The organism is Nocardia sp. NPDC051833 (assembly GCF_040681225.1).
Taxonomy (GTDB): domain Bacteria; phylum Actinomycetota; class Actinomycetes; order Mycobacteriales; family Mycobacteriaceae; genus Nocardia.
Genome location: NZ_JBFAYK010000001.1, coordinates 2,424,527 through 2,450,567, shown reverse-complemented (window position 1 = coordinate 2,450,567; position 26,041 = coordinate 2,424,527). Strand labels below are relative to the sequence as shown.

Here is a 26,041-nt window from a genome sequence, read left to right as displayed (position 1 = left end):
TGCCGACATCCGACGACGGGAGTGATGGGCGATGGCGCGCAAGCGTGAGGTGCGGTTCGAGCCGGCGGTGGCGACCCCGGGCGGACTGCGGCAGGCGACCCCGGCCGACGACCCGGCCGACGATCGCACCTCGGCCGACGTGGAGTATCGCGGCGCCGACTTCGCCGAGGTCCACGTCTACGGCTTCACCGCCGAGGGCTGCCTGTTCGACAGCGTCCGTTTCCCGAGCACCCTGCGCCAGGCCACCATCAGCGAATCCGCCCTGCGCGTCTGCGATCTCGCCAATGTGCAGGCCGACGACTCCTCGATGTTCGAGACCGAGATCGCGGGCGGCAGGCTCACCGGCCTGTCCTGGACGGCGGGTGTGCTGCGCGACGTGCTCATCGATTCGAGCCGCGCCGACCTGGCCTCCTTCGCCGAATCCCGCTTGCGGACCGTCGTCTTCCGCGACTGCGACCTGCGCCAGGCCGATTTCCAGCGCACCGAGTTCCGCCATGTCCGCTTCGAGCGCTGCAACCTCACCGGCGCCAGGTTCAGCGACGCCAGGCCGCAGCAGAACCTGCGGTTCGAGGAGTGCGACCTCACCGGCGTCTACGGCCTGACCGCCCTGCGCGGGGCCACCATCCAGGGCGGCGACCTGGAATCGCTGGCCGCGACCCTGGCCCGCGAGCTCGGCATCACCGTCGAACCGCAGGCCGTCGGCGGGGAGTACTGAGTCAGCCGAGCCAGTCGAGAACCGAAGCGGCGGTCCAGGATTGCTGCATGCTGCCCAGCGGCGCGCCGGTGAACGGTTCGTAGTACTCGGCGAAGCTGCCGTCGCTGGCCTGGCGCAGTCCCTCCGCGCGCAGCATGTAGGCGCGTTCGGCCCAGCCGCGGCGGGCGAACGCCCAGGAGAACAGCCAGCTCATCACCGGCCAGACCGGGCCGCGCCAGTACTCGCGCGGGCGGAAGTCCTTGGACACCGGGGAGGTCGACGGCGGCAGCGCGTAGCGCAGGTCCGGGTGGCCGCAGAAGCGCGGGCCTTCGAACGTGTTGAGCAGGGCGCGCTCGGCGGACCTCGGCAGCCCACCCGAGAGCAGCGGCGCGAACATCGCCAGCGTCTCGGTGCCGATCCAGCGTTGCAGCCGCACGTCGTAATCGCGTGCGGCGCCGGTCCGTTCGTCGGTGGTGGCCACGACGCCGGTGCGGAATCGGTCGGCCCAGCCGTGCAGCTCGCGGACGTCGGCGTGCGGCTGCTTGTACTCCTCGCCGATGTCGGCCAGCACCTCGCAGGCCAGCGCGAAGATCGCCGAGACGAACACGTCCTCGACGGCGAAGCTCATCACCGAGGTGAGCTGGTAGTCGTCGTAGTTCGCCCGCCGCATCTGCTCGACCAGCCACAGGTAGCGGTCGTATTCGCGGTCGCTCGGGCGCTGGGTGGGGTCGGAGATGATGGCGGTGTCGGCGCGTCGGTACGGCGGCAGATCGTCGCCGGGGACCACATTGGCGTAGGCGCGGTCCCAGCGCGGGGAGTTGTCCATCCCGGACTCCCAGCCGTGGTACAGCGTGACGCGCCCGGTCTCCTTGGGGTCGCGGGCGTGCGCGAGCCAGCGGTGCCAGCGCACCAGATCCGGCCAGCGGCGGTTCAGGAACTCCTCGGCGACGGCCCTGGTCGAGCGGCCGTGCCTGCGGGAATGATCGAGGATGCGCTGCACCGCGATGGCGTGCACTGGCGGCTGGGTGATGCCGGAGGTATCCGGCCCGTCCGGCGCGTTGGCGGCCAGCCTGCGACATTCCCAGCGGGCCGGTCCGGGGAAATAACCGTCGACGCCGTTGGCGAAGACGATGTGCGGGATCATCCCGTTCTTCCACTGCGCCGACAGCAGCGTGTCGAGTTCGACGACGGCGCGTTCCACGCTCAGCGGGGCCAGCCCCACCGCGACGAACGCCGCGTCCCAGCTCCACATGTGCGGGTAGAGGCGGGGCGCGGCGCTGGTCATCGTGCCCAGGTCGTTGCCGCGCAGGAGATAGGCGGCGCGGGCCGCGAGCTGCGTGGGGGTGAACCCTGGGTCTGTCATCTGTCTATTCTGCGACCGGCCAGGCCGGATGGCATCCCGGCACGGCTGTGACGGTCAGTACCCCACTTGACGCGGGTCGTTCTGCGCCGCCGAGCCGACCGAATCGAGCATCGTGGTGATACACAGGCCGAGGACGAGATTGATCGCCGCGGTCGCGATCTTGGCATCCATATCGGCGACCAGGGTGAACGGCAGGATCACCGCGACGGCGGTGACGAGCAGGCAGATCCAGGTGAAGAAGGTCAGCGGGCTCGGCATGGCCAGCAGCAGCACCATCAGCAGGGCCGTCGCCAGCAGCGCCGCGCCCGCCGCGGCCACCGCGTAGGACGTGGTGGACACCGTGCCGTAGGCGCCGGCGCCCTCGGGCGCGAGGATCGCGATGCCGAGAACTCCGCGCACCAGCATGATCGCGACGACGGCCAGCAGCGCGGCGACCACGGCGGTGCCGATGCCGCCTGCCCACAGTTTGCCGATATTGATCTTCGGCTCGGGCGGCTGCTCCTGCCCCTGGGGATACTGCGGGTTCGCTGGTCCGTAGTTGTACCGGGGATCAGTCATGGTTCGACGGTACTAGCGTCGGCGGCTGATCTGCGCCGAAACGGCGGTGGCGTCGAGCGCGGGCGGTCGATTCGCCGGGTTCGCCAGGAATGCGGAATGCCGCCGGGCGCGGCGGGAAGGCGGTGGATCGGCGGCGTTGGTGCGGTGTTCGGGCGGCCGAGCGCCCGGCGCGGCCGGTTAGCGTGGGACGCATGACGGTGACCAGTACACCCGCCCCGACCGCCCTCATCACCGGCGCGAGCCGTGGCCTCGGCGCGGCGATCGCCCGTGATCTCGCGCCGACCCACGAGCTGCTGCTCGGAGCGAGCTCGGCCGGCTCGCTCGCCCCGATCCTGGCCGAACTGCCCACCGCCACCGGCTGGCCCGTACCGCTGACCGACTATCCGGCGGTCGCCGCGGCGGCCGAGCGTATCGAGCGGCTCGACGTGCTGGTGCACAACGCCGGCATCGCCGACCTCGGCACCGTCGCCGAGTCCTCGGTCGAGCAGTGGCGCACCACGCTCGAGGTGAACCTGATCGCGGTCGCCGAGCTGACGCGGCTGCTGCTGCCCGCCCTGCGCGCCGCGAACGGCCATGTGGTGCTGATCAATTCGGGTGCGGGCCTGCGCGCCAATCCCGGCTGGGGTTCCTACGCGGCCAGCAAGTTCGGCCTGCGCGCCTTCGCCGACGCGTTGCGCCTGGAAGAGCCCGCCCTGCGGGTGACCTCGATCTTCCCCGGCCGGATCGACACCGATATGCAGCGCGCGATCGTCGCCGACGAGGGCCGCGAGTACCGCCCCGAGGAATTCCTCACCGCCGAGACGGTCGCGCGCGCGGTCCGCACCGCGATCGCCACCCCTGTCGACGGGCACCCCACCGAAATCGTGCTGCGACCACGCTGACCAGGACTGATGCCCCTCCTGCGGTGACGGCGGTGTTTGCGATCAGCCTGCGCCCGACCCGGCGCGGAAGCGGCTGATTCGGTAGCCTCGCTTCTCGTGTGAACGATGCGGCCGGGGGTCCGCCGCCGTTCGCCCGCGAGTGCCCGCCGGTTCAGCTGTTCGCCGGATTCGGTGGGTACGGTCCCGCTGTTTGTGAGTCGTGCCCGGCGTTCCGCGGTGCACCTGTTTCGAGTAGGGGTTGTCGAAAGTGGACAGACGTCGAATGCTGGCGTTGCTCGCCGCCGGTGGCGCGGTGGCGCTGACCGGCTGTGCGACCGCCGAGGGCGAGGCCGTCGACGCGGGCTCGGCCGGCGAGATCCCCGCTCCGCCGTCCGTGCCGCCCGCTCCGGCCAAGCCGCAGCTCCTGCCGCCACCCGGCGGGCCGAAGTCGATCATCCCGGCCAAGACCATCACCGCGCTGCCCGGTCCCGGCTCCAGCATGGCGCTCACGGTCGACGACGGCGCCAGCCCCGAGGTGGTCGGCGCCTACGTGCAGTGGGCCAAGGACACCGGCGCCCGCTTCACCTTCTTCGTCACCGGCTACTACGAGTCCTGGACGATCCACCGCGCCGCGCTGCGCCCGCTGGTCGAGTCGGGCCAGATCCAGCTCGGCAACCACACCTGGGACCACGCCGCGCTCACCAAGATCGGCGAGAGCGCCGTGGCCGACCAGCTCGGTCGCACGAAGACCTTCCTGCGCAACAACTTCGGTGTCGACGGCACCCCGTTCTACCGGCCGCCGTTCGGCTATCACAACGCCACCGTGGACAAGATCGCCGCCGACCTCGGCTACACCGTGCCCGCCATGTGGTACGGCTCGCTGTCGGACTCGGGCCTGATCACCGAGGAGTACCTGATCGAGTGCGCGCAGAAATACTTCGCGGCGCAGTCGATCGTCATCGGTCACGCGAACTTCCCACCGGTGACCCGCTGCTACGGCCAGCTGGTCGACATCATCAAGGAGCGCAACCTCGCGCTGGTGACGCTCGACGACGTCCTCCAGGTCCAGGCCTGATCCACGCGAAAGCGCCCCGGTCCGAAAAGAACCGGGGCGCTTCGTCGTTCACGACTACGGGACGATGTTGACCATCTTGCCCGGCACCACGATCACCTTGCGCGGCGCCTGACCCTCGAGCAGCGCGACGACCTTCTCGTCGGCCAGCGCGGCGGCCTCGATGGTGGCCGGGTCGGCGTCGGCGGGCACCTGGATCCGGCTGCGCACCTTGCCCTTCACCTGGATCGGGTACTCCACCGAATCGGCGACCAGCAGCGCGGGATCGGCGATCGGGAAGGGGCCGTGGGCCAGGGAAGTGGTGTGCCCCAGGCGTTCCCACAGCTCCTCGGCGATGTGCGGGGCGAGCGGAGCCAGCATCAGCACCAGGGGCTCCACGGCCGCGCGCGGGGCGCCGTCGGGGTAGTTCTTGGTGAGGTGGTTGGTCAGCTCGATCAGCTTGGCGCCCGCGGTGTTGTCGCGCAGCGCGGCCAGATCCTCGTCGACGCCGGCGATGGTGCGGTGCACCAGGCGCAGGGTCTCGTCCGAGGGGGCCGCGTCGGTGGCCTTCACCGCGCCGGTCTCCTCGTCGATCGCCAGACGCCACACCCGCTGCAGGAAGCGGTGCGCGCCGACGACGTCCTTGGTCGCCCACGGCCGCGAGGTGTCCAGCGGACCCATCGACATCTCGTAGAAGCGGAAGGTATCGGCGCCGTACAGATCGCACATCTCGTCGGGGGAGATGGCGTTCTTCAGCGACTTGCCGATCTTGCCGTACTCCTGGTTCACCTCGATCTCGACGCCGTCGGCGCCGGTCCAGAAGAACTTGGCGTCGCGCTCGACGACCTCGGCGGCGGGCACGTACGCGCCGCGCTCGTCGGTGTAGGCGTAGCCCTGCACGTAGCCCTGGTTGTACAGGCGGCGGTAGGGCTCGCTGCCGGAGACGTCACCCAGGTCGAACAGCACCTTCTGCCAGAACCGCGCGTACAGCAGGTGCAGCACCGCGTGCTCCACGCCGCCGACGTACAGGTCGACACCGCCCGGATCGTTCGCGCCGTGCTCGGCCGTGCGCGGGCCCAGCCAGTACTTCTCGTTCTCCTCGGCGCAGAACGTCTCGGCGTTGGTCGGGTCGGCGTAGCGCAGCTGGTACCAGGAGCTACCGGCCCAGTTGGGCATGACGTTGGTGTCGCGGCGGTACCGCTTGGGCCCGTCGCCCAGGTCCAGTTCCACGGTGACCCAGTCGGTGGCCTTGGCCAGCGGCGGGGACGGCTCGGAGTTCGCGTCGTCGGGGTCGAAGGTGACCGGCGCGAAGTCCGCCATCTCCGGGAGTTCCACGGGCAGCATGGATTCCGGCAGCGCGTGCGCGACACCGTCGGCGTCGTAGACGATCGGGAACGGCTCGCCCCAGTAGCGCTGTCGGGCGAACAGCCAGTCGCGCAGCTTGTACTGGACGGTGCCGGTGCCGTGGCCCTCGGCCTCCAGGTGCCCGATCATGGTCGCCTTGGCCTCGTCGACCTCGAGGCCGTCGAGGAAGCCGGAGTTGATCAGTTTGCCCTCGCCCGCGTGCGCGGCCTCGGTGACGTCACCGCCGTCGATCACCTCGATGATCGGCAGTTCCAGCGCGGTGGCGAAGTCCCAGTCGCGGTGGTCGTGGCCGGGCACGGCCATGATCGCGCCGGTGCCGTAGCCGCTCAGCACGTAGTCGGCGATGAAGATCGGCACCTGCTTGCCGTTGGCCGGGTTGGTCGCGTAGGAGCCGAGGAAGACGCCGGTCTTCTCCTTGTTCTCCTGGCGCTCCAGATCCGTCTTGGCCGCGATCGACTTGCGGTACGCCGCGACGGCTTCCACCGGGTTCGCCGCGCCGCCGTTGGTCCAGGCGGCGACGGTGCTGTCCGGCCACGCGGCGGCGGTCAGCTTGTCGACCAGCTCGTGCTCGGGGGCCAGCACCACGTAGGTCGCGCCGAACAGCGTGTCGGGGCGGGTGGTGAAGACCTCGATCTGCTCGCCGTCGGGCGCGTCGAAGCGCACCTGCGCGCCGCGCGAGCGGCCGATCCAGTTGCGCTGCATGGACTTCACGTTGTCCGGCCAGTCCAGCGTGTCCAGGTCGTCGACCAGGCGATCGGCATAGGAGGTGATTCGCATCATCCACTGCCACATGCGCTTACGGAACACCGGGAAGTTGCCGCGCTCGCTACGGCCGTCGGCGGTGACCTCTTCGTTGGACAGCACGGTGCCGAGGCCGGGGCACCAGTTGACGATCGAATCCGACTGGTACACCAGGCGATACGAGTCCAGCAGCGCGCCGCGCTCGGCGGCCGACAGCGCGTTCCAGTCGCCGCCATCGGGCACGGGGCGGGCACCGGTGGCGAACTGCTGTTCCAGCTCGGCGATCGGGCGGGCCTTACCGGCCTCCTGGTCGTACCAGGCGTTGTAGATGCGCAGGAAGATCCACTGCGTCCACCGGTAGTACTCGGGGTCGGTGGTGGCGAAGGACCGCCGCGGGTCGTGGCCCAGGCCCAGCCGGTCCAGCTGTCGCTGCATGGTGGCGATGTTGGACTCGGTGGTCACCCGGGGGTGCGCGCCGGTCTGCACCGCGTACTGCTCGGCGGGCAGGCCGAAGGCGTCGTAGCCCAGCGCGTGCAGCACGTTGCGGCCGTGCATGCGGTGGTAGCGGCCGAACACATCGGTGGCGATGTAGCCCAGCGGGTGGCCGACGTGCAGGCCCGCGCCCGAGGGGAACGGGAACATGTCCTGGATGAACAGCTTGTCCGCGGGCGTCGCGCCGGCGAGCGGGCCGACCGGGTTGGGCGCGTGGAAGGTGCCGCGCTCGGTCCAGTTCTGCTGCCAGCGCCGCTCGATCCGCCCAGCCAGCTCGGCGTTGTACCGGTGCTGAGGTACGTCACTCTCGGTTGCACGAGTGTCCTGCACGGTCCTGCCTTCTTGTTCTCGCCGATCCCCGGTAAACATCGTCTAACAGGGTAGAACGTCGATGCCAGGTGATTTCCCACGGGCACTGCGGTGTGTGGGCGGTCACCTCGGCGGGGAGCGCTCGATCCGGCCCCGACGGTGGTGCGCTAGCCTGCAGGAATGGTCGTCGTCGCTCTCCTGCTGTTCGCGCTGGCCGCGGTCGCCATCGTGACCGGCGTGCTCGGACTGATCGGCAAACTGCCCCGCAACCGCTTCCTCGGTGTCACCACCGAGGCCGCCCTGCACAGCGACGACAATTTCCGCATCGCCAACCGCATCGCCGCCCCGACCTCCGTCGGCGCAGGCGCCCTGCTGTTCGCCGGCGGCCTGGTGGCCCTGGTCGCGGGCGGTCTCCCGGCCCTCGGCGTGGCCGTCGTGGTCGCCGTGATCGCCATCTTCACCCTGGGCGCAGGCGCCAACGCCGCGGCCCGAGCCGTCGAACCCCTCCTCCCGCCCGCCCCCGTCGGCGGCTGCGGCTCCTCCTGCGGCGGCTGCTCCCTCCGCGACACCTGCGCCCCCGCCAGCTGATCCCACTCACCGCCCTGACAAGGCGGGCATTTCGGACATCGCGCATACTGGGCCCTGCCTGCGATTGCCGGATGAGGGGGAGCAATTGATTCAAGCCGATATCGATCAGATCCGTGCCATGGCCGACACGCTGACCACCAGCGGGGACTCCATCGACAACATCGACGTGCGAACCTCCGTCGGCGCGCTGTCCGGGGCGATCCCAGGCTGTGACGTCCCACGCGCGGTAGAGCTGGCCGCGGAGTTCGTCGAGGGCGCGTATCTGCGCGCCGCCGAGCGCCTGCGCGAGGTCGCTACCAAGTCGCGCAATGCCGCGACCAACCTGCAGACCACCGACGAGCAGTTCTCCCAGATGCTGCGCGAGATGGATGTGCGCGATGCCTAGCCCCGACGAGGTACGGCGCTGGAATCTAGGTGAGCTGACCACCTGGACCGGCAAGCTCGCCGAGTCCAGGGCGAAGCTGATGACCGAATTCGATTCCACCAAAAAGCATTTCGAGAACCTCGGGCAGTCGTGGCAGGGGCTGGCCTACAACGCCGCCTACGATCGGGTCGGCCAGGACCATACCCAGGGTCAGAAGCTCGCCTACGAGATCGATGAGCTCGTCGACGTCCTCAACTCCGGCATCAGCTCGGTCTCCGGCTTCCGCGACACACTGCTGGTCAAGCTCAATGATGCGACCGCCGTCCCGCTCGAAGTCGATGCGAGCTGGAAGGTCTTGGAGAAGGAGGGCGTGGACGCCGAAGTCGTTCGCACCCACCAGGACGCCATCACGGGGGCCTACAACCCGTTCCGAGACGCAGTGGAGGCACTGGCCAAGGCGATCGGTGACCAGGCGTTGGAGATCAGATCAGGCGGTGACCTGCTCGGTTCCAGTCTCGACGTCGCCGACGCCGACAACCAGGCGGCGCGATTCGGCAAGCAGGACGGAAAGGCGCTCGCCGATGCGGCCCGCACCGGTGACACGGCGGCGATCGACGAGATCGCGTCCAATATGCCGGAGCACGTGCTCAGCGCGGAGGAACTGCGCCGTCTCGCCAACGGCGAGGAGGTCAGCACCGTTCCGGCGGCTGTGCAGGACTACTACAAAGCGTTGTACCAGGAGGCGGGCAAGGACGGGGTCCTCGCATTGAACCAGCGCCTGCTCGAGCGCGAGCAGGCCGGTGATCCGGTCGCCGCGATCAAGCGTGACAATCTCGCCAATTCGCTGATGGTCGTATCGAACGAAAAGATCGGCTCGGGCAACCAGCGCGGCTCCTACGCCGACCTGCCGACCGGCATGCGCGAACTCATCTCCGGCCGCTACGAGGACCGCGACAACCTCGCCATCGACGGGCAGCTGCCGGTCAAGGATCAGATGATGCAGCAGGCCGCGCTGGCCGAACTGCTCACCCAGGCCAACCCAGGCTACGAACCGGGTCAGACCATGGGCATCGAGCTCGGTAGGCAGAGTGCCAGCCTCGCTGCATTCGTCGCCGACAGCGAGGACGACTGGAACGGCTACCCGCCCGGCTTCAAGGAAGGCGAGCTGGATCAGGTCGAGAACGCGAGCCGTCAGTTCCTGGAATCGAGCACCCGGAGCAACGAGGCCAGCTACGCCCTGCTCACTGGCAAGGACTTCAATACCGGCCAGGAAATCCCGGGCGACCTGTCTTTCGGTGCCACCGATCAGTCGTTCAACCCGAAGGACTACGACCCGGACAAGTTCACCTCCACGATCTTCCAGCACGAGTGGGAGGATGATGGTCAGACGGCCGCTGGTCTGTATGACTGGATTGCGGACGGGACGGAGAAGCCGGGGCAGGAAGGTTTGCTTGCCAAGCAGGCGCTGTCGGAGCTGCCCGATGTGTTCGCGCCGACCGAAACGGATGATACGGGCAACTCGAAACTGAAGTCCGGTGACGGCGGCACCGTTTTCGAACAGAACGCCAACGCGTTCAATACGAATCCCAAACTGGCGGACGGCCTTTCGCATGTGCTTGCCACGAACATGGAGACATTTGTCAGCCCGGACGCAGCAAAGACCGCGATATACGATGATCCACTCACTCCGGGAGAGCAAGCCAACGTCACTTTCTCCAAGCTGGATGCCGATCGCCTACTCTTCCTTGGGAGTCAGTCGGAGGGTGGGCGGTTCAGCCTCGAGTTCGCTCGGCAGACTTATGAAGCCGACATGTTGAACGGTGCCGTGACCGAAGGTGGCGGTGATCCGCAACGATGGTTGAGCATTAACGCACCCGACTTGGGAAGTCTCGACGCGCGAATCACCAATGCATCACTGAATGCGTTGACCTATCAGACCGAAAAGACGGATGCTGATACTTATCAGGCTAAGCTCGAGACCTATGAGACACGTCAACAGGTCGGCGACATCGTCAAATCTTTGACGCTGGATAATATCGAACTTCCCGGCACCACGCCGATCAGTGTGATCGGAAATCAGGTTCTCGAAGTGGCCAAAGATGAAGGCTACAATGCCGCGATGGAGAAGTTCAACCCCGAGCCGGAGAGAGAATACTCGGCTTACCCCGAGGCGAGTGAATCATCTGCCCAGGCGAAAGAGAAGATTATCCAGCAGCTCTTCACGACACTGCACTCGAACGGTCAGCTGCCCGCTGAATACATCGGGTCCGATGGTCAGTCGATAGATGTTGCTCCGCTCATCGCTACACCGGCACAAAGGAATTTGAACAGCTTTCTCGACGAGCGGAACCTACTGGCGTTCACCGAGTCCTACTCCAACGAACACTCCTTCCATACGGTTACAGGGCTTGTGCAAAAGCCTGGTGACATGACCTACTATGTCACCGGAAAGCCGGCTGAGTAGCAATGGTTGGAATTGTGCGGGCCGTGGGCGCCGTGGCTCTGGCATGTTTGACGGTCAGTGGATGCGGAGGAGAAACGGCGGCGCCGAAGGACACTACTTCGACGCAGTACATGTTCGATAATATCTTCAATCCTTGTCGGCAGATGCCGGAGAGCTTTCTGGTCGGGCACGGGCTAACCAAAGATTCGAAAGGATTGACATCTCCGGTGGAGAGCTATGCCGCCATCGGGTGTTCCTACTCAGGTCCGACCGTTGATCTCACGGTGCAGGTAAGTAATGCGCCGTTGGATGAGCTCGGTCGCGAGTCTCCGCATTCGTTCGCTCCGATCGAGGTCGCTCAGCGTCGCGCCAGAATCCTTGCCCTCCCACTCGAGCGGCGCTTCTGTCGACTCGACGTCGAGATTGCAGGCGGCATACTGGCGCTCGGTGCGAGCGGCGACCCAGCGGGCGAGCCGTGTAAACCGTTGATGGCCTTGGCTGAAGAGCTGGTGCCGCAGCTTCCCAGCGGAGTGTGACGCCAGGCAGCGCCGGTGGCCGTACTGCGGCTCCTCCGGTACAACGGAGGCAGGACTCGATTTCCGGGGGGAATCATGCGGTTGATCTTTTCCGCTCTGCTGTTGGCCTTGATCGGCCTCGTCACCACCATCGTCTCGGCGAGCATCGGCATCGGGCTGCTCGTGCTCGCGGTGGTGCTGCTCGTCGTCGGCTGGGTGCGTGCTTCGCGTGGTGGTTCCACGGCGGGGCGGGGCTGGGGCGCTGGGTCCGGGGCGGCGGGCGCGGGTGGCTTCTGGATCGCCGGTGGTGGTGGTGACTCGGGCCATGGCGACGGTGGCGGTGGCGGCGGCTGTGGTGGTGGCGGGTGCGGCGGCGGTAGCTGACCGCGCGCGGTCGGAGGGTCTGCCATGGTGCTCGGTGCGGCGGTGCTGCTCGTTCTCGTCGGCGCGATCGCGCTCGGCTTCGTACCGGTCGCCGGTATCGCGCTGCTCGGCGTCGCCGCCGTCCTGCTGGTGATCGTGGGTGTGCGCCACCGTCCGCGCCGGGTCGCCCGGCGTGGCCAACCCGCGCGCTGGGTGTGGGGCGCGAGCGCCGACGGGCTGACCAGCGCGTCGCGCACTCTGCGCAAGTTGCGTGACGAGGACAGCGGTCACGACGACGGTGCGTCGTCGGGTGGCTGCGGTGGCGGTAGCGATTGATCGATCCGGGGGGATCTCATGGAAATGTTCGTGGCTGCCGATCCCGGCAGCGAGGGCTGAGGCCGTGTCATGCGGTACATCGTCGCGGCGTTCGTCGTCGCCCTCAGCACGACGGTGGTGAGCGGCACCTCGGTGATCGCCGCTCTCGCCATGTTCGCCGTCGCCCTGGCACTGGCCTGCTACGGAATCTTCCGTATCGCCTTCCGCCCGACGAAGTCCCGTAAGCGCAAGCGGCGCCGCTCCGGTCAGGCCGCCGGCGGCGCCTGGTTCGCGGGTTTCTTCGACGGCGGGGACGGCGGCGGCGGATGTGGTGGCGGCGGTTGCGGGGGCGGCGGCTGAGACTGCCGCCGTTTCGGGGGAATCACCCCGGGGTACAACTGGATCAGAACTCATTGGGGGGTTCGATATGTTCTTCGTCTCCGCGTTGTTGCTGGCCGTGATCGGTGCGACGGTGGTCGGGAAATCACTCATGGCCGGTCTTCCGCTGTTCGCCATCGCCGGGGTGATTCTGGTCGGCGGTATCCGCGATGTCCGTCGCGAGGGCTCGATGTTCGGGTTGGCCTCGGGGGCCGGACAGCGCGCTGCCGGGTGGCGGGCGGGTGAGTCCGCCGGGCGCACTCGTGGGACGGCCACTGTCGGTGGCGTGAGCCAGGGAGGCGGCGGAGGCAGCAACGGCAGCGATCTCGGGGACACCACCGGCGGCGATGGTGGTGGTGGCAGTAGCGGCGGCTGTGGCGGCGGTGGAAGTGGCTGCGGCGGCGGCGGTGGCGGCTGTGGCGGCGGTGGTGGGGGCGGCGGCTGAGCCTGCCGACTCGTCGGCCGGGGGTGCAGGTCGGTCGAAAGGGGATTACAAGGGGGTGGTCCTACCTTCGGTATCGACACACCAGGCCGAAAGGGGTGGATCCATGAGCGAGTTGATCGTGACCGTCTTCGCGGGCGTCATCGTCATCATCGGAATCGCGATGTTCGTGATGGTGCCGGTGCTGATCATCGTGGCGATCGTCCGGGCGGCGACCGAATCGCCCCAGCAGCGGCGGAACCGGCAGGTGCGCAACCGGACGCGACAGCGGGCAGGCGGTAGCTGGTCCAGTGGTAGCGGCTGGACCGACTCCGGGTCGAGCAGTTGGTCCGGTGGCAGCGACTCGGGGTCGAGCAGCTGGAGCAGTTGCAGCAGCGGTAGCTCCAGCAGCTGCGGTGGGGGAAGTTCGAGCAGTTGCGGTGGGGGTAGCTGACTTCGGCGGTGGATGACCTGGTGGCGAAGGGGGTGCCACCAGGTCATCCGCCTATCGGCCGACCGTTGTGCGCAGGCCGATCAGGGCCGCGTGCACGGCCCGGCCCGCCAGGGGATCGCCGACCGCGATCCGGGCGCTGCCGTCCGGATAGGACTTGGCCTTGATGCCCGCCCTCCGCAATGCGGTGGCCACGCCGGGCCCGGGGAGATACAGGAAGTTGGCGTGGCTGCGATAGGCATCGATGCCGCAGGTGTGCAACACCGTTCGGAGAGCGTCGCGCTCCTGATTGATCCGCTGGATGCGGTCGTGCAGCTCGTCGTCGGCGGCGTAGGCGGCGCGGACCGCGGCCACGGCGGCGGTGCCGATGCCGAAGGGGAGCTGCTGACGGCGAATCCGATCGATCAGCTCGCCCCGGCCGACGCAGTAGCCGATCCGCAGACCCGCCAGTCCGTACGCCTTCGAAAAGGTCCGCAGGACCAGCAGATTCGGGTAGCGATTCAGCAGGGCGTGCAGGTCGAGGCGGTCGGCGGGGTCGAGGAATTCGACGTAGGCCTCGTCCAGCAGCACCGGTACCCGGCGGGGGAGCGCGGACAGGAACGAGCGCACCGCGCCCGCGTCGAGCACCGTTCCGGTCGGGTTGTGCGGCCTGCACAGCACCACCAGCGCGGTGCGCCGGTTCACGACGCGGCGCAGCGCGGTCAGATCCTGTTCGCCCGCGGTGTCGAGCGGCACCGGGACCAGCGTCATCCCGGTCATGTCCGCCAGCATCTGGTACCCGTCGAAAGTGGGTGTGCTGGTGACGAGTTCACCGCCGGACAGTGCCCGCATCACCTGCTGGGCGACCCCGGTGGCACCGGCGCCGACCACCACCTGTTCGGGCCGAACGCCGAGGCGCTCGGCGATGATCCGGGGCAGCTGTTCGGGCAGGAACTCCGGATACCGATTCGCCTGGGCGAGCGTGTCGTTCACCGCCGTCACCACCGAAGGCAATGGTGGGAACGGGTTCTCGCTGAGCGAGAGGTCGAACAGCATCGGCGTGGCCGAGGTACGGAACCGGCGGGAGGGGATCGTCGGTTCCGCGAGGCGGGTGGTCATCGCGCCGCGCCCCAGCGCACGGCGGCCGCGCCGGCGAAATCACCGGCGTGCGCGAACGCCGACAGCAGCACCACCGAGCCGTTGCGCAGTCGGCCCGCCCGGTTCTCGATATCCAGGGTCACCGGAATGCCCGCGGCGAACAGGTTTCCGCACTGGTCGAAGGTGTCGGGATGACGTTCGGCGGGCAGCTCCAGCGCGTCGTGCCAATTGCGCAGGAACAGCCGATTCGGCTGATTGGTGACGAAGGTGTCGATGTCGCGGCCCTTCACCCCGATGTGATCGCACACCGCCAGCGCCACCTCGGGCACGAGCCGGTTCCCGCGCGCGAACACCTTGGTGATCTTCGATTCGGTGAAGCTCACGCAGCCCTGACCCTCGCCCGGCTCCCAGTACTTGCGCGGACCGTTGGTGGAGAAGTCCATGTCACCGGCGAACTCGGGATAGGTGCGGCATTCGATGTCGAGGATCGGCGCCGAATCGTCCTTGCGCAGCAGCCCGATGCCGCAGCCGTCGCCGGGCACCGGCGCCTGCGCGAGCTTGCGGATGTCGGGCTGGGTGAACACCGGACCCGCGCAGTTCTGCGCGGCGACGATCAGCGCGGTCTTGGCGTCGCTGGTGGCCATGATCATCCGGGCCAGCGCCATCATGTGCACGAACGCCGCGCAGCCACCGTTGTGCACGTCCAGGACGTGCGACGGCGTCGCGCCGAGGCGCCGGGCCAGCTCGGGGCCCGCGCCGAGCACCGGATTGTCGGGCAGCTGGGTGTGGGTGATGATGATGTCGATCTCGGCCACCAGCTCGTCGCCGTGGCGTTCCCGCAGCGGGGCGAAGGCCTTTTCGGCCATATCGACGGCGGTTTCGTCGCGGGTGATGTGATGACGGCCGGTCGGCGACCGGAACATCACGTTCTTGGCCATCCGCTCCGAACGGGAGAACTGGGTGAAGTATTCGGTCGGGACCGGGTCGCCGGGCAGATAACTCGCGACGTCGACCAGACTCACATGAGGCATGTTCACTGCATCCACTCCGGCTTGATCGGCAGCCCGTGAGCCGCGCGGTATTCACAGATGGCTTTGAGGTTGTCCAGCTCCAATTGGTGGCCCGCGGAGAACATCTCCCAGAAATCACCGACCCACACCGGCCGTTTGGGCGGCGCGGTCTCCGGATAACCGTTCTCGTCGTAGAAGGGGTGCTTGCAGTTGATCCACAGCACCACCGACCCCGGCTTGTTGAAGACCACCTGGGCGTCGACGACCCGCATCAGGTAGATCATCCACAGGTGCGCGGACTGGTCCCAGGCGCAGTGGTAGTCCACGGTCATGGCGTCGGCGTGGGCGACGGTCCTGGTGAAACACTTGGTCGCGTCGCCGAGCCGGTCGTAGGACAGCCACAGTCCCGGTTCGTCGGTCTCGGTGAATCCGCGCAGGCTGTAGGTCCATTCCTCCAGCGAGCGGGTGTCGGCGAGGTATTCGAAGACCTCGCGCGGCGGTGCGGCGATATAGGTCTGCACGGGGCAGAAGTCGCCGTAGATCTGGTCGTGCGGATACACCGACCGGAGCATGTCCATGATGATCGGGGTCGTCGCCTCCCGATCGGAATTCTCGATGCGCAGGACGCCGGGGATCACCTCGTCGGGGATATCGCTGAGTGCGGGCAGGGCGCTGGTTGTCACGGGGTACTCCTCGAGGCGTCGATAGTCGACAGGAAGGGCAGGAAGGGCGGTATTTCGTCGGGGTCGCAGAGGATTTCGAGGAACGAGGGGCCGGTGGCGGTGAAACTGTCGCGCAGGGCGGCGGTGAGGTCACCGGGTTCGTCGACGGTGCGGGCGGGCAGCCCGGGGAACATGGCGGCGATGCCCGCTCCCAGATGTGCGGGGTGGAATCGGTTGAAGCTGTAGCGATCCCGGTAGTAGAGCTGTTCGCGGGTGACGCACATGGCGTGCGCGTTGTTGTTGAACACCACGAAGGTGATCGGCAGGTCGTGCTCCACGGCGGTGTGCAGTTCCATGCCGTGCATGTAGAAGGAACCGTCGCCGGCGATCACGATCGTGCGATGCGGGCCGTCGGCGGCGTCGTGCCGGGCGAAGGCGGAGCCGATGCCCGCGCCGAACGCGTAGCCCATGCCGCCCATCCCGAGGGCGACGACGAACCGTCCACCCTCGGGCACCCTCAGGTAATGCACCACGCTGGCCCCGGTGTTACCGGCGTCGGCGAAAATATCGGCGCCGGTGGGCAATTCGCGCTGGACGGCTTCGACGACGGTGCGGTAGCGCAGACCGGGTCCCGCGGCGTCGGGCACCGTCATCGGGGTCGGGTCGGCCGGGGGATCGGTGTGGGTGGGGGTGCCGTCGACGCGGGTCAGCAGGTCGCCGATGGTCGTGGCGAGGTCGGTGGTCGTGGTGTGGTGCGCGGCCGGGTAGGGCGGCAGCGCGCCGATGCTGAGGACGGTGACGTCGGTGAGTGCCGCGTCCAGGCCCGCGGCGGCGGTGACGGGCAGCCGCGTGCCGATCAGCAGGCACGCGCTCGCCGTCGCCAGCGCTTCGGCGAGTTCGGCGTGCCCCATGCTGCCCGCGACGCCGCGGTAGCCCGGACCGGTATTCGGGTAGACATCCTTGGCGTCGGGCGCGAGGCCGATCGAGGCGTCGAGCGCGGTGACCAGCTCGGCCAGTTCGGCGCGGGCGTCGTCGCGGGCGACCTGATCGCCCGCGATGATGACGATCTTGCCGGTGCGCCGAGCGTCGGCCAGCTCGTCGACGAGGGCGTCGAGCATCGGCGCCGCGGCGGCCTCGACCCGGCTCGGTCGCGGCACCGGGTCCGGCATCGACTGCTGCTGGACATCTTTGGGGATCAGCAGCACGGCGGGCCCGCCACCCTCGGCGGCCGCGACGGCCGCGGCGAACCGGTCGGGCAGCTCGGCCGGGTCGGTGACGCGCGCGCAGTATCGGCTCACTGCCGAGAACAACGCGGTGGCGTCGATCGACCCGGCCAGTCCGCTCGAATCCTGAAACGCCCCATGGCCTTCCAGCGCGGTCGGCGGCTGGCCGATCAGCGCGAGCACGGGGACTCGGGACGCGAAGGACTCGGCGAGCCCGGCGACCAGGTTCATCGCCCCGCCGCCGGAGGTCGCGACCACGACGCCGAGACCGCCGGTGCTGCGCGCGTATCCGTCGGCCATGGTGGCCGCCGAGAACTCGTGCTTGGCGACGATGCCCGCCGGGCGCCCGCCCGCGTCGAAGATCGCGTCGTACAGGTCTTCGATATTGGCGCCGTCGACGCCGAAGAGATGCGTGACCCCCAGTCCGGATACCGCGTCGACGAGGTAGTCGACCACTCTGTCCGGCATCGGCCCTCCTTTTCCTCGCGTGCTGCGTCCATCGGTCGGCACCCGGTCTGACCAGCGGGTACCGGCGGACGGAACGTCGCGTACACGAGGAATACGGCGTGGCTTCGACCCCGGTTCAGAGGGTGGGTGAGATCCACCCCTTGTGTGTACGTATACATCTACGTATAGTGAGTGCATGCCCAACAAGACGATCTACGTAGCCGACGATGATCTGCCCCTGTTCCAGCGGGCGCAGGAGCTCGTCGGCGGCAACATCTCCGGCGCGGTGGTCGCCGCGCTGCGCCGGTTCATCGACCTGGAGGAAGGCCGCCAGGCCGGCTTCGACGAGATCGTCTTGCAGGTGGGTCGCGACGGCGTGCGGCAGGTGCGCTTCCAGGGCACGCTGCTCGGCGAATGGCGCGATGTCGGGGACGAGCGGGTGCTGCACCAGCAGGTCTACCGCAGTCGCAAGGGCAAGCTGGTGCTGCACACGCACACGGCGCTGTGGAAGGACTACCCGACCGGCGAGGCCGCCGGTGACATGAAGGACTGGAAGTACTGGCGCCGGATGTTCGGCATCGGCGACCGGCCCTGGGACTGGGGCGACTACGAGTACGAGGTCGTCGACGCGGTAGGCGACCTGAAGGGCCGCATCCCCGACAAGCTCTACCGCAAGGTCGAGGACATCCAGTCCCACCCGCAGATCGAGGAACTCGACATCTAGTTCCCGCCCTGCCGGACACAACCACACACCACACCAGCAACCGCAGCCCCTAGGGGCTGTGTCGATAACTCATGCACTTATTCGCAGTAATGAATGAAATTCTCTGGAAAGGGACGACCATGGTCAACTCGGCCATCACGGCTCGGGGCCTGCGCAAGGCCTACGGCGAGCACACGGTCCTCGACGGCATCGACCTCACCGTCGCCGAGGGCACGATCTTCTCCCTGCTCGGCCCCAACGGCGCGGGCAAGACCACCACGGTGCAGATCCTCACCACGCTCATCCGCGCCGACGGCGGCGAGATCGCCGTCGGCGGCCACGATGTGGTGACCGAACGCGACGGCGTCCGCGAGCTGATCGGCGTCACCGGGCAGTTCGCCGCCGTCGACGAACTGCTCACCGGCCGCGAGAACCTGCACATGATGGGCGATCTCAACCACCTGCCCCGGCGCGACACCCGCAGCCTGGCCACCGAGCTGCTGGAGCGCTTCGACCTGGTCGAGGCCGCCGACAAGCCGGCCAGCACCTACTCCGGCGGCATGACCCGCAGGCTCGACCTGGCCATGACGCTGGTCGGCAATCCGCGGGTGATCTTCCTCGATGAGCCGACCACCGGCCTCGACCCGCGCAGTCGCCGCGCCATCTGGGACATCATCCGCGGCCTGGTCGACGATCTCGGCGTCACCGTCTTCCTCACCACCCAGTACCTCGAGGAAGCCGATCAGCTGGCCGACCGCATCGCGGTGCTCGACCAGGGCCGCATCGTCGCCGAGGGCACCGCGGCCGAACTGAAGCGGCTGATCCCCGGCGGGCACATCCGCATCGATTTCGCCGATCAGCGGGCCCTGGCCGCCGCGCAGTACGCGCTCGGCCCCTCCGCGCGGGTGCTCGACGCGGGCGACGGACTCACCCTCGCCGTCCCCAGCGACGGCGGCGTCCGCTCGCTGCGCGCGGTCCTCGACCTGCTCGATGCCGAGAACATCGAAGCGGGCGGCATCTCCGTGCACACCCCGAACCTCGACGACGTCTTCCTCACCCTTACCGGCCGCGCCACCATCGAGCAGGAGTCCCTCGCATGAGCACCACCACCGTGGCGAACAAGCACGCCTTCGCCGACACCATGACCATGTTGCGGCGCAACATCATCCACGCCAAGCGCTACCCGAGCATGGTCTTCGGCATCCTGATCATGCCGACCGTGCTGCTGCTGGTGTTCAACTACGTCTTCGGCGGGGCGCTGGAGAAGTCCTCCGGCGGCGAGTACATCGACTACCTGGCGCCGGGCATGCTGCTGTTGCTGCCCGCGTACATGACGGTGTCGGTGGCCGTCTCGATCGCCACCGACAAGAGCAAGGGCATCGTGAATCGCTTTCGGGTGATGGCGATCTCGCAGTCCTCGATGCTCACCGGGCACGTGTTCGGCGCGCTCATCCAGGCGCTGGGCGGCATGGCCGTGATGACCGGCGTCGCGCTGCTGATCGGCTTCCGGCCCAACGCGAACCTGGTCGAATGGGTGGCCGCCTTCGGCCTGCTCACCCTGGTGACCTTCGCCTTCACCTGGCTCGCCATCGCGCTCGGCCTGCTCTCGCCCAACCCCGAAAGCGCCAGCAACGCACCGTTTCCCATCGTGATGATGCCGTTCCTCGGCAGCGGCCTTGTCGCCACCGACACCATGCCGGTCGGCCTGCGCCAGTTCGCCGAGTACCAGCCCTTCACCCCCATCACCGAGACCCTGCGCGGGCTGCTGATGGGCACCGAGATCGGCGTCAACGGCTGGGTCTCGCTGGGCTGGTGCGCCGTGATCGCCGGCGGCGGCTACCTGTGGTCGAAGTCCATCTTCAGCAAGCAGAGCTGAGTTCACGCCGCAAGGCCCCGGAGGGATTCCCTCCGGGGCTTTCGCGTGTGCTCAGATCTGGGCCTCCAGGATCGTGCGGCCCGAGTTGATCGAGGTGATCTCGACCTTGCTGATCGACTCGGGGGGCGCGTCGATGGTGCGGTCGACGGTGAGCTCGGTCCCGGGGCCCGCGGGCCACTGGTCGAGTTCGAAGCGCTGCTCACCCGCGGTGACGACCAGGCCGTAGGTCCAGCTGTAGCCGGAGCCGTAGCTGCTCGGCGCGTAGCGGCAGGTCATCACCAGGCGGGTGCGGTCGCCGTCGCGCACCAGCTTCACCTCGGCGCTGACCGGTGTCTGCTCCACCGCCCGCATCTGCTGGGCGGCGACGACCTGTTCGGCCGGGGTGTCCGAGCGCGCGACGGTGACCGTCACCGGGATGGCGATCGCCACGGCGGCCGCGGCGGCCGCGACCGCGCTGCCGATCCCGATCCAGCGATTACGCCGCCGCCGCTTCTCGGCCGCGGCGGCCAGCGAGGGGAGCAGGTCGGGGGCCGGGGCGGCGGTGGGGTCGGTGGCTTCGATCATCGACAGCGCGGTGTCGCGATCGACCAGCGCGAGCATGCCCGGCATGCCCGCCAGGTCGGCGACCGCCTCGGTGCAGTGCGGGCAGTCGTGCAGGTGCGTCTCGTACTCGCGGCGCTCGTCGGCGCCCAGGGAGCCGAGGACGTAGGCGGCGTCCCAGGTGCTGTACTCGTCGAAGAGATCGGTCATCGGTTCGTCACCCCCATCTCCTGTAAGGCCAAGCGCATGGCGCGCATGCCGTAGTGCAGCCGCGACTTCACCGTGCCCGGCGGAATGCCCAGCTCATCGGCGATCTGCTGCATGCCCAGACCGCGGTAGTAGGCCCGCACGATCACCTCGCGATGATCCTGGCTCAGCGTGCTGAGCGCGTCGGCGACGAGCCAGCCGTCCAGCGCCCGGTCGGACTGGTCGGGACTCACCTGTTCGGGCGGTGTGTCGGTGCCGAACTCCCGGCGAGCTCGCGCGCTGCGGTGTTCGTCGACGGCTAGATTACGGGCCACGGTGAACAGCCACGCGCGCGGTGAGGTCTCGGTCTGCTCCAGCACCGCGGGCCGCTGCCAGGCCCGCAGCAGCGTCTCCTGCACGATGTCCTCGGCCCGGCCGGGATCGCGCACCAGGCCCAGGGTGAAGCGCCACAGTGCGGGAGCGTGCTCGGCGTAGAGCGCGCGCATCAGTTCGTCGCGACCGTCGTCCATCGGCGGTCCGGATCACTGCTCGTCGATATTCATGGTGTCACTCCTGATCTGTCGAAGGAGTAACGGGATCAGTTGCGTTCGAGTTCAATCGGGTGCGTCGCGAGCAAGGACAGCGGCAGCGGCTGGCGGCGCAGCACGCTCGCCCACAGATCGTGCCGGTCGGTGGCCAGCGGATCCGACGGCAGCGCCGAGACCACGATCCAGTCGTCGTTGTCGAGTTCGCCGTCGAGCTGGCCCATCGACCAGCCCGCGTACCCGGCGAAGATCCGGATGCCCTCGACCAGCGGGCCGATCTCGGCCGGATCGGCGTCCAGGTCGACCAGCACCACCCGGCCGTCGACCCGGCGCAGGCCGCGCACCTCGGAGATGTCGGCGCCGGTGCGCAGGGTGCCCAGGCACAGGGCCGCGTCGCGTTTGACCGGCCCGCCGATGTAGAGGTCGGTGGGCTGGGCGGCCAGCTCGGCCCAGGCGGGCAGGACATCGGCGACCGGGGTCTCGCTCGGCCGGTTCAGCACCACGCCGAGGCTGCCCGCGTCGTTGTGCTCGATGACGTACACCACGGTCCGCCGGAAAGTCGGTTCTACCAGGTCGATCGCCGACACCAGCAGGTTGCCCGCGCGGACGCCCACCGCCGGTTGCCCGTGCCGCCGGTCGTCGCCGTGCCCGTCGCGAGTCCGTCGCTCGTCCGGGTCGTCTCCGCGTGCCACCGAGTCATCATCGCATTGGACCGGTGTCGCGCGCTCCCCGCGGACCGCCACGCACCGGAAATTTTCTGGTCCGACCGGCTGCGGGCCCGCCCGGTAGGGTCGCGGCATGCACTCGCCCGAGGTCCTTCTCGAAAACAGTGACGCCGTGTACGACTACTACCAGCGACATCAGCAGAATCGCTGGCAGGCGCTGGCGTCCTATGCCGTGCTGGCCCGGCGGTTCCGCCCGCGGGTGGCCTTCGCCGAGGGCGCCGAGCAGCGGCTGAAGGCGCTGGTGCGCGGTGGTCGCCCGGTGATCTTCGCGATCAATCACCTCTCCACCAGCGATCCGTACACCGTCGCCGCGACGGCGTGGCGCTCACCGCTGCGCCGCCGGATCGGCCGGATGCGGGTGCTGGCCAAGGACGAACTGTTCGTCGATCCCGAGCAGCGCCGCAAGGTCGACATGATGGGCGGCATCCCGGTGTTCCGTGGCAAGGACCACGGCATCAGGGCCGTCAACGCCGCGGGGCAGCGCATGATGGACGTCTGCGCGCAGCGCCTGGCCGCCGGTGATCACCTGGCGATCTTCCCCGAGGGCACCTGCAACGACGTCGACCCGGCGACGGTGCAGTCCGTCGGCAGCGGGATCGGTCATATCGCGTTCCGCGCGGCCAAGCTGGACGCGCCGCCCGCGCTGGTCGCCCTGGCGATGAGTTACGGGCCGCGGCCCGACCCGAAGGTCGAGCCGACCGCCGCTGAGGTCGTCTCCGCCCGGTTCTACTTCCGGGATCCGGTGCTGGAACTCCCGCAGCGGCCCGCCGACATCGCCCGCACGGTCAAGGACGAACTGCAACTGGCGGTCGACGCCGCCGTCGCGAGCTACTGAGGCAGCCCGAACAGTTCCCGCGCCCGCTGCGGCACCAGCGAGATGTAGGCCGGATGGGTCTTGACGAAATGCAGGACCACCGGGCACAGCGGCAGCACGCCGAACCCCTCGGCGCGGCTGGCGTCCAGCGCGGCCTGGGTGAGCACGTTGGCCAGGCCCTGGCCCTCGAAGCGGGGATGGATCTCGGTGTGCACGAGGGCGCGTTCGGCCCCGGTGTCCTGGTACTCGATATAGCCGGCGGGTACCCCGTCGGCGGTGAGTTCGAACCGCTCGAGCGCGGCGTTGTTGCGGACCTCGGTCGCCATGCGTCGAAACTACCCCGGTCCGCGACATTCGACGGCGGGGTCTGTGTATGGCGGGTTTCGGTCCGAGCCCGGACAATGTCGGGATGACCGCACGTGTGGTGCTCGCTCCCGACAAGTTCAAGGGTTCTCTCACCGCGCCCGAAGTCGCCATCGCGCTGGCGGCCGGGATCCGCCGGGCCGCGCCGTCCGTCGACGTGCGCTGTGTGCCGGTCGCCGACGGCGGCGACGGCATGGTCGACGCGTTCGCCGCCGCGGGCTGGCAACGCGTCGTCGTCCCGGCACCCGGCCCGACCGGGGAGCCGTCGACCGCGGTCTACGCCGTGCACGGCGACACCGCGGTGGTCGAGCTGGCCGCGGCGGTCGGCCTGGTCAAACTCCCCGGTGGCCGGTTGGAGCCGATCCGGGCCAACACCTTCGGGCTCGGGGTGGTGGTCGCGCACGCGCTCGACCACGGCGCCCGCGAGATCGTCCTCGGGCTCGGCGGCAGCGCGTCCACCGACGGCGGCGCGGGGTTCCTGCAAGCGCTCGGCCTGCGCCTGCTCGACCGTGACGGTCGCGAATTGCGTGGTGACGCGGCCGGATTCGATGTCGTCGCGCTGCTGAGCCGGGTGGTGTCGGTCGATCGCGCCGCGCTGCATCCGGCCATCGCGAAGGCGCGGTTCACGCTGGCCTGTGATGTGGACAACCCGCTGCTCGGGCCGGCGGGCGCGGTGGCGGTCTACGCGCCGCAGAAGGGAGCCGACGCCTGCCGGATGGTGAATCTCGAAGCGGCGCTGACGAATTGGGCCGCCGTCCTCGGCACCGGCTATGCCGAGATCGGCGGCGCCGGCGCGGCGGGCGGTACCGGGTTCGGCGCGCTGGCCGTGCTCGGCGCGCAGGTCCGCCCCGGCATCGATGTGCTGCTCGAGCTGCTGGAATTCCCGGCGCTGGTGGCCGGGGCGAACCTGGTGGTCACCGGTGAGGGGTCGCTGGACCACCAGAGCATGCACGGCAAGGCGCCGGTCGGGGTGGCCGCCGCGGCCAAGGCGGCCGGGGTGCCGGTGGTCGCCGCGGTGGGCCGGACGATGCTCTCGCCCGGGGAGATCCGGGCCGCCGGGTTCGCCGGCTGCTACGCCCTGGCCGACCTGGAACCGAACCCGGCGCGATCGATCGCGAACGCGGCCGCGCTGCTCGAACGCGTCGGCGAACGGATCGCGCTCGACCACTGGTGAGACCCGCTACAGCCCGACCGCGGTGGCGACGGGCGCGCTCGGGCGGGTGTTCGCCGCCAGCGCGGCGCGGTGGGTGTCGCCCCAGGCCTCCAGCGGTTCCAGCGCGAGCCGCAGGGTGTCGCCCAGGGTGGTCAGCGAGTACTCGACGCGCGGCGGGATCTCCGGGTAGATCTCCCGGTGCACCACGCCCGCGGCTTCCAGCTGGCGCAGGTTCTCGGTGAGCACCTTCTCGCTCACCCCGTCGAGCATCCGCCGGATCTGCCCGAACCGCTGCGGGCCCGCGCCGAGCACCCACATCAGGTGCAGCTTCCACTTGCCGCCGACGACGTCGATCGCCAGGCTCATGCCGCACACATCGTGATCTGCGTCACTGTTCATCGTTGGTGCACCCCTTCCGACCGTATTTCGGACCTCGGGGTAAGCAACCACACCCCGACGTTCGGTCTTCCCGACGATACCCGCGCCGACCACCATGGATTCCGGCGCCGAACCATCGAACCATCGAGAACCGAAGGGGCATCAGATGTCCGAACAGTCCACCCGCTCCGTCTCCGTCCTGGGCCTCGGCCCGATGGGCCAGGCCATGGTCCGCGCCTTCCTGGCGGCCGGTGTCGAGGTCACCGTGTGGAACCGCAGCACCGACAAGGTCGACGCGATGGTCGCGCTCGGTGCGAAGCGCGCCGCCACCGTCGCCGAGGCGCTGGCCGCCAACGAGGTGTCGGTCCTGAGCCTGACCCACTACGCCGCCATGTACGACGTGCTCGGGCAGGCGCCGGAAGCCCTGGCGGGCAAGGTGATCGCCAACCTGTCCTCGGACTCGCCGGAGAAGGCGAGGGCCGGCGCGGCCTGGGTGCGCGAGCGGGGCGCGCAGTTCCTCTCCGGCGGGGTGATGTCGGCGGGCGACAATATCGAGCACCCCGCGTCCTACATCTTCTACAGCGGTCCGCGGGAGGTGTTCGACGCGCACGCCGAGCTGCTTCGCCCGCTCAGCCCGCAGGAGTACCTGGGCGCCGACGACGGCCTCGCGCAGGTCTTCTACCAGGCGCTGCTGATCACCTTCCACCCCTGGTTGCTGGCCTTCGACCAGGCGACCGCGGTGATCGCGAAGTCCGGTCACGACATCGCGCAGTTCGTGCCGTTCGCGATCCGGTCCAGCCAGGCCTACCCGTACTTCATGGAGGAGTTCTCGGCGGCCAACCAGAACGGTGGCTGGGCCGATCTGGCCTCGCTGAAGATGATGGTGGCCGGTGCGCAGCACATCATCGACGCCAGCGAGGAGGTCGGGGTCGACGCGGGCTTCTCGCACCTGGCCCAGTCGTACTGGCGCAGGGCGGTCGAGGCCAGCGAGGCGGCGGGCAAGCCGGTGTCGACCTTCGAGCTGATCCGCGGCGCGGCCTGAGCCGGACACGCCGGAACCGTCCGGGC

30 protein-coding genes are annotated in these 26,041 nt (G+C 68.8%); 17 read left to right on the top strand and 13 right to left on the bottom strand.

The annotated features are described in order from the left end of the window. Positions 1–31 precede the first annotated feature (31 nt). A complete protein-coding gene (locus AB0L91_RS11080) occupies positions 32–715 on the top strand; it encodes a pentapeptide repeat-containing protein (protein WP_365009085.1) in 684 nt (227 codons plus the stop codon). A 1-nt stretch (position 716) separates the two neighbouring features. Here the strand turns inward: AB0L91_RS11080 and AB0L91_RS11075 are convergent, their stop codons facing one another. Beyond that, positions 717–2,057 (bottom strand): glycogen debranching protein, encoded by a 1,341-nt coding sequence (locus AB0L91_RS11075; RefSeq protein WP_365009083.1) that lies wholly within the window; start codon positions 2,055–2,057, stop codon positions 717–719. A gap of 54 nt (positions 2,058–2,111) precedes the next feature. Next, positions 2,112–2,615, bottom strand: a complete 504-nt coding sequence (locus AB0L91_RS11070; protein WP_357342054.1) for a DUF6069 family protein — start codon at positions 2,613–2,615, stop codon at positions 2,112–2,114. Between the two features lie 191 nt (positions 2,616–2,806). Between AB0L91_RS11070 and AB0L91_RS11065 the strand changes: the two genes are divergently transcribed. Together AB0L91_RS11065 and AB0L91_RS11060 are read left to right on the top strand one after the other, a co-directional pair. Continuing rightward, positions 2,807–3,496 (top strand): SDR family oxidoreductase, encoded by a 690-nt coding sequence (locus tag AB0L91_RS11065; protein ID WP_365009081.1) that lies wholly within the window; start codon positions 2,807–2,809, stop codon positions 3,494–3,496. Between the two features lie 262 nt (positions 3,497–3,758). Beyond that, entirely contained in the window at positions 3,759–4,550 is a 792-nt protein-coding gene (locus AB0L91_RS11060; RefSeq protein ID WP_365011249.1) for a polysaccharide deacetylase family protein, read from the top strand. A gap of 54 nt (positions 4,551–4,604) precedes the next feature. On the opposite strand, the gene leuS is transcribed toward AB0L91_RS11060, so the two are convergent. Further along, positions 4,605–7,454 (bottom strand): leucine--tRNA ligase, encoded by a 2,850-nt coding sequence (gene leuS, locus AB0L91_RS11055; RefSeq protein WP_365009080.1) that lies wholly within the window; start codon positions 7,452–7,454, stop codon positions 4,605–4,607. Positions 7,455–7,613: 159 nt separating this feature from the next. Between leuS and AB0L91_RS11050 the strand changes: the two genes are divergently transcribed. The 8 genes from AB0L91_RS11050 to AB0L91_RS11015 all read left to right on the top strand — a co-directional run bounded on the left by AB0L91_RS11050 (position 7,614) and on the right by AB0L91_RS11015 (position 12,844). Then, positions 7,614–8,021 carry an SdpI family protein gene (locus tag AB0L91_RS11050; protein WP_357342060.1) on the top strand — a complete coding sequence of 136 codons (408 nt, stop codon included), beginning with the start codon at positions 7,614–7,616 and terminating at the stop codon, positions 8,019–8,021. A gap of 85 nt (positions 8,022–8,106) precedes the next feature. Next, positions 8,107–8,406: a hypothetical protein gene (locus tag AB0L91_RS11045; RefSeq protein ID WP_365009078.1), complete on the top strand. Its 300-nt coding sequence runs from the start codon at positions 8,107–8,109 to the stop codon at positions 8,404–8,406. Then, positions 8,399–10,849: a hypothetical protein gene (locus AB0L91_RS11040; protein WP_365009076.1), complete on the top strand. Its 2,451-nt coding sequence runs from the start codon at positions 8,399–8,401 to the stop codon at positions 10,847–10,849. The genes AB0L91_RS11045 and AB0L91_RS11040 overlap by 8 nt, the downstream gene beginning before the upstream one ends. Before the next feature lie 23 nt (positions 10,850–10,872). Next, complete coding sequence (locus tag AB0L91_RS11035; RefSeq protein WP_365009074.1) at positions 10,873–11,364, top strand: DUF3558 family protein; 492 nt, start codon at positions 10,873–10,875, stop codon at positions 11,362–11,364. Between the two features lie 81 nt (positions 11,365–11,445). Continuing rightward, a complete protein-coding gene (locus tag AB0L91_RS11030) occupies positions 11,446–11,727 on the top strand; it encodes a hypothetical protein (protein ID WP_365009072.1) in 282 nt (93 codons plus the stop codon). 24 nt (positions 11,728–11,751) lie between these two features. Then, positions 11,752–12,042: a hypothetical protein gene (locus AB0L91_RS11025; protein WP_365009070.1), complete on the top strand. Its 291-nt coding sequence runs from the start codon at positions 11,752–11,754 to the stop codon at positions 12,040–12,042. A 69-nt stretch (positions 12,043–12,111) separates the two neighbouring features. Further along, positions 12,112–12,381 (top strand): hypothetical protein, encoded by a 270-nt coding sequence (locus AB0L91_RS11020; protein WP_365009069.1) that lies wholly within the window; start codon positions 12,112–12,114, stop codon positions 12,379–12,381. Positions 12,382–12,448: 67 nt separating this feature from the next. Further along, a complete protein-coding gene (locus AB0L91_RS11015) occupies positions 12,449–12,844 on the top strand; it encodes a hypothetical protein (RefSeq protein WP_365009068.1) in 396 nt (131 codons plus the stop codon). Positions 12,845–12,889: 45 nt separating this feature from the next. Here AB0L91_RS11015 and AB0L91_RS11010 read toward each other — a convergent pair whose 3' ends face one another. The 5 genes from AB0L91_RS11010 to AB0L91_RS10990 are packed head-to-tail and all read right to left on the bottom strand — an operon-like array spanning position 12,890 to position 17,711. Next, positions 12,890–13,321 carry a hypothetical protein gene (locus tag AB0L91_RS11010; RefSeq protein WP_365009065.1) on the bottom strand — a complete coding sequence of 144 codons (432 nt, stop codon included), beginning with the start codon at positions 13,319–13,321 and terminating at the stop codon, positions 12,890–12,892. Positions 13,322–13,325: 4 nt separating this feature from the next. Next, positions 13,326–14,369, bottom strand: coding sequence for an aminotransferase class I/II-fold pyridoxal phosphate-dependent enzyme (locus tag AB0L91_RS11005; protein WP_365009063.1), 1,044 nt, complete (start codon positions 14,367–14,369; stop codon positions 13,326–13,328). Further along, the gene (locus AB0L91_RS11000; RefSeq protein WP_365009061.1) at positions 14,366–15,379 is read right to left on the bottom strand and encodes a 3-oxoacyl-[acyl-carrier-protein] synthase III C-terminal domain-containing protein; all 1,014 of its coding nucleotides are present in this window, start codon (positions 15,377–15,379) and stop codon (positions 14,366–14,368) included. Before AB0L91_RS11000 ends, AB0L91_RS11005 begins: the two co-directional genes overlap by 4 nt. Positions 15,380–15,381: 2 nt before the next feature. Further along, positions 15,382–16,041 carry an SRPBCC family protein gene (locus AB0L91_RS10995; protein WP_365009060.1) on the bottom strand — a complete coding sequence of 220 codons (660 nt, stop codon included), beginning with the start codon at positions 16,039–16,041 and terminating at the stop codon, positions 15,382–15,384. Continuing rightward, complete coding sequence (locus AB0L91_RS10990; RefSeq protein ID WP_365009058.1) at positions 16,038–17,711, bottom strand: thiamine pyrophosphate-binding protein; 1,674 nt, start codon at positions 17,709–17,711, stop codon at positions 16,038–16,040. Before AB0L91_RS10990 ends, AB0L91_RS10995 begins: the two co-directional genes overlap by 4 nt. A 175-nt stretch (positions 17,712–17,886) precedes the next feature. Here AB0L91_RS10990 and AB0L91_RS10985 point away from each other — a divergent pair, with 175 nt between their 5' ends. The 3 genes from AB0L91_RS10985 to AB0L91_RS10975 all read left to right on the top strand — a co-directional run bounded on the left by AB0L91_RS10985 (position 17,887) and on the right by AB0L91_RS10975 (position 20,269). Then, a complete protein-coding gene (locus AB0L91_RS10985) occupies positions 17,887–18,414 on the top strand; it encodes an EXLDI protein (RefSeq protein WP_365009056.1) in 528 nt (175 codons plus the stop codon). A 119-nt stretch (positions 18,415–18,533) separates the two neighbouring features. Next, a complete protein-coding gene (locus AB0L91_RS10980) occupies positions 18,534–19,493 on the top strand; it encodes an ATP-binding cassette domain-containing protein (protein ID WP_365009053.1) in 960 nt (319 codons plus the stop codon). Then, a complete protein-coding gene (locus AB0L91_RS10975; protein WP_355275035.1) occupies positions 19,490–20,269 on the top strand; it encodes an ABC transporter permease in 780 nt (259 codons plus the stop codon). Before AB0L91_RS10980 ends, AB0L91_RS10975 begins: the two co-directional genes overlap by 4 nt. Positions 20,270–20,320: 51 nt before the next feature. Here AB0L91_RS10975 and AB0L91_RS10970 read toward each other — a convergent pair whose 3' ends face one another. The 3 genes from AB0L91_RS10970 to AB0L91_RS10960 form a co-directional block, all read right to left on the bottom strand. Further along, positions 20,321–21,019, bottom strand: a complete 699-nt coding sequence (locus AB0L91_RS10970) for a zf-HC2 domain-containing protein (RefSeq protein ID WP_365009050.1) — start codon at positions 21,017–21,019, stop codon at positions 20,321–20,323. Then, entirely contained in the window at positions 21,016–21,525 is a 510-nt protein-coding gene (locus tag AB0L91_RS10965) for a sigma-70 family RNA polymerase sigma factor (RefSeq protein WP_365009049.1), read from the bottom strand. Before AB0L91_RS10965 ends, AB0L91_RS10970 begins: the two co-directional genes overlap by 4 nt. Positions 21,526–21,593: 68 nt before the next feature. Next, a complete protein-coding gene (locus AB0L91_RS10960) occupies positions 21,594–22,232 on the bottom strand; it encodes a YqgE/AlgH family protein (protein WP_365009047.1) in 639 nt (212 codons plus the stop codon). Between the two features lie 106 nt (positions 22,233–22,338). Between AB0L91_RS10960 and AB0L91_RS10955 the strand changes: the two genes are divergently transcribed. Next, entirely contained in the window at positions 22,339–23,100 is a 762-nt protein-coding gene (locus AB0L91_RS10955) for a 1-acyl-sn-glycerol-3-phosphate acyltransferase (protein WP_365009046.1), read from the top strand. Here AB0L91_RS10955 and AB0L91_RS10950 read toward each other — a convergent pair. Beyond that, positions 23,094–23,405: a GNAT family N-acetyltransferase gene (locus AB0L91_RS10950; protein ID WP_355275028.1), complete on the bottom strand. Its 312-nt coding sequence runs from the start codon at positions 23,403–23,405 to the stop codon at positions 23,094–23,096. The two genes, AB0L91_RS10955 and AB0L91_RS10950, sit on opposite strands and share 7 nt — an antisense overlap. Positions 23,406–23,488: 83 nt before the next feature. Here AB0L91_RS10950 and AB0L91_RS10945 point away from each other — a divergent pair, with 83 nt between their 5' ends. Continuing rightward, positions 23,489–24,616, top strand: coding sequence for a glycerate kinase (locus tag AB0L91_RS10945; RefSeq protein ID WP_365009043.1), 1,128 nt, complete (start codon positions 23,489–23,491; stop codon positions 24,614–24,616). A gap of 6 nt (positions 24,617–24,622) precedes the next feature. Here the strand turns inward: AB0L91_RS10945 and AB0L91_RS10940 are convergent, their stop codons facing one another. Next, positions 24,623–24,994 carry a helix-turn-helix domain-containing protein gene (locus AB0L91_RS10940; protein WP_365009041.1) on the bottom strand — a complete coding sequence of 124 codons (372 nt, stop codon included), beginning with the start codon at positions 24,992–24,994 and terminating at the stop codon, positions 24,623–24,625. Positions 24,995–25,088: 94 nt separating this feature from the next. On the opposite strand from AB0L91_RS10940, the gene AB0L91_RS10935 reads away from it, so the two are divergent. After that, positions 25,089–26,015: an NAD(P)-binding domain-containing protein gene (locus AB0L91_RS10935; protein ID WP_357342098.1), complete on the top strand. Its 927-nt coding sequence runs from the start codon at positions 25,089–25,091 to the stop codon at positions 26,013–26,015. The last annotated feature ends 26 nt before the right edge of the window (positions 26,016–26,041 follow it).

Coding starts and splice junctions, on each gene's coding strand:
- AB0L91_RS11070 (WP_357342054.1), bottom strand. CDS start 2,615: ATGACTGATCCCCGGTACAACTACGGACCAGCGAACCCGCAGTATCCC.
- AB0L91_RS11040 (WP_365009076.1), top strand. CDS start 8,399: ATGCCTAGCCCCGACGAGGTACGGCGCTGGAATCTAGGTGAGCTGACC.
- AB0L91_RS10990 (WP_365009058.1), bottom strand. CDS start 17,711: ATGCCGGACAGAGTGGTCGACTACCTCGTCGACGCGGTATCCGGACTG.
- AB0L91_RS11005 (WP_365009063.1), bottom strand. CDS start 14,369: ATGACCACCCGCCTCGCGGAACCGACGATCCCCTCCCGCCGGTTCCGT.
- AB0L91_RS11000 (WP_365009061.1), bottom strand. CDS start 15,379: ATGCCTCATGTGAGTCTGGTCGACGTCGCGAGTTATCTGCCCGGCGAC.
- AB0L91_RS10945 (WP_365009043.1), top strand. CDS start 23,489: ATGACCGCACGTGTGGTGCTCGCTCCCGACAAGTTCAAGGGTTCTCTC.
- AB0L91_RS10940 (WP_365009041.1), bottom strand. CDS start 24,994: ATGAACAGTGACGCAGATCACGATGTGTGCGGCATGAGCCTGGCGATC.
- AB0L91_RS11050 (WP_357342060.1), top strand. CDS start 7,614: ATGGTCGTCGTCGCTCTCCTGCTGTTCGCGCTGGCCGCGGTCGCCATC.
- AB0L91_RS10965 (WP_365009049.1), bottom strand. CDS start 21,525: ATGGACGACGGTCGCGACGAACTGATGCGCGCGCTCTACGCCGAGCAC.
- AB0L91_RS10980 (WP_365009053.1), top strand. CDS start 18,534: ATGGTCAACTCGGCCATCACGGCTCGGGGCCTGCGCAAGGCCTACGGC.
- AB0L91_RS11015 (WP_365009068.1), top strand. CDS start 12,449: ATGTTCTTCGTCTCCGCGTTGTTGCTGGCCGTGATCGGTGCGACGGTG.
- AB0L91_RS10970 (WP_365009050.1), bottom strand. CDS start 21,019: ATGACCGATCTCTTCGACGAGTACAGCACCTGGGACGCCGCCTACGTC.
- AB0L91_RS10935 (WP_357342098.1), top strand. CDS start 25,089: ATGGATTCCGGCGCCGAACCATCGAACCATCGAGAACCGAAGGGGCAT.
- AB0L91_RS11080 (WP_365009085.1), top strand. CDS start 32: ATGGCGCGCAAGCGTGAGGTGCGGTTCGAGCCGGCGGTGGCGACCCCG.
- AB0L91_RS10950 (WP_355275028.1), bottom strand. CDS start 23,405: ATGGCGACCGAGGTCCGCAACAACGCCGCGCTCGAGCGGTTCGAACTC.
- AB0L91_RS11060 (WP_365011249.1), top strand. CDS start 3,759: ATGCTGGCGTTGCTCGCCGCCGGTGGCGCGGTGGCGCTGACCGGCTGT.
- AB0L91_RS11075 (WP_365009083.1), bottom strand. CDS start 2,057: ATGACAGACCCAGGGTTCACCCCCACGCAGCTCGCGGCCCGCGCCGCC.
- AB0L91_RS11010 (WP_365009065.1), bottom strand. CDS start 13,321: ATGACCTGGTGGCACCCCCTTCGCCACCAGGTCATCCACCGCCGAAGT.
- AB0L91_RS10975 (WP_355275035.1), top strand. CDS start 19,490: ATGAGCACCACCACCGTGGCGAACAAGCACGCCTTCGCCGACACCATG.
- AB0L91_RS10985 (WP_365009056.1), top strand. CDS start 17,887: ATGCCCAACAAGACGATCTACGTAGCCGACGATGATCTGCCCCTGTTC.
- AB0L91_RS11065 (WP_365009081.1), top strand. CDS start 2,807: ATGACGGTGACCAGTACACCCGCCCCGACCGCCCTCATCACCGGCGCG.
- AB0L91_RS10955 (WP_365009046.1), top strand. CDS start 22,339: ATGCACTCGCCCGAGGTCCTTCTCGAAAACAGTGACGCCGTGTACGAC.
- AB0L91_RS11025 (WP_365009070.1), top strand. CDS start 11,752: ATGGTGCTCGGTGCGGCGGTGCTGCTCGTTCTCGTCGGCGCGATCGCG.
- AB0L91_RS11020 (WP_365009069.1), top strand. CDS start 12,112: ATGCGGTACATCGTCGCGGCGTTCGTCGTCGCCCTCAGCACGACGGTG.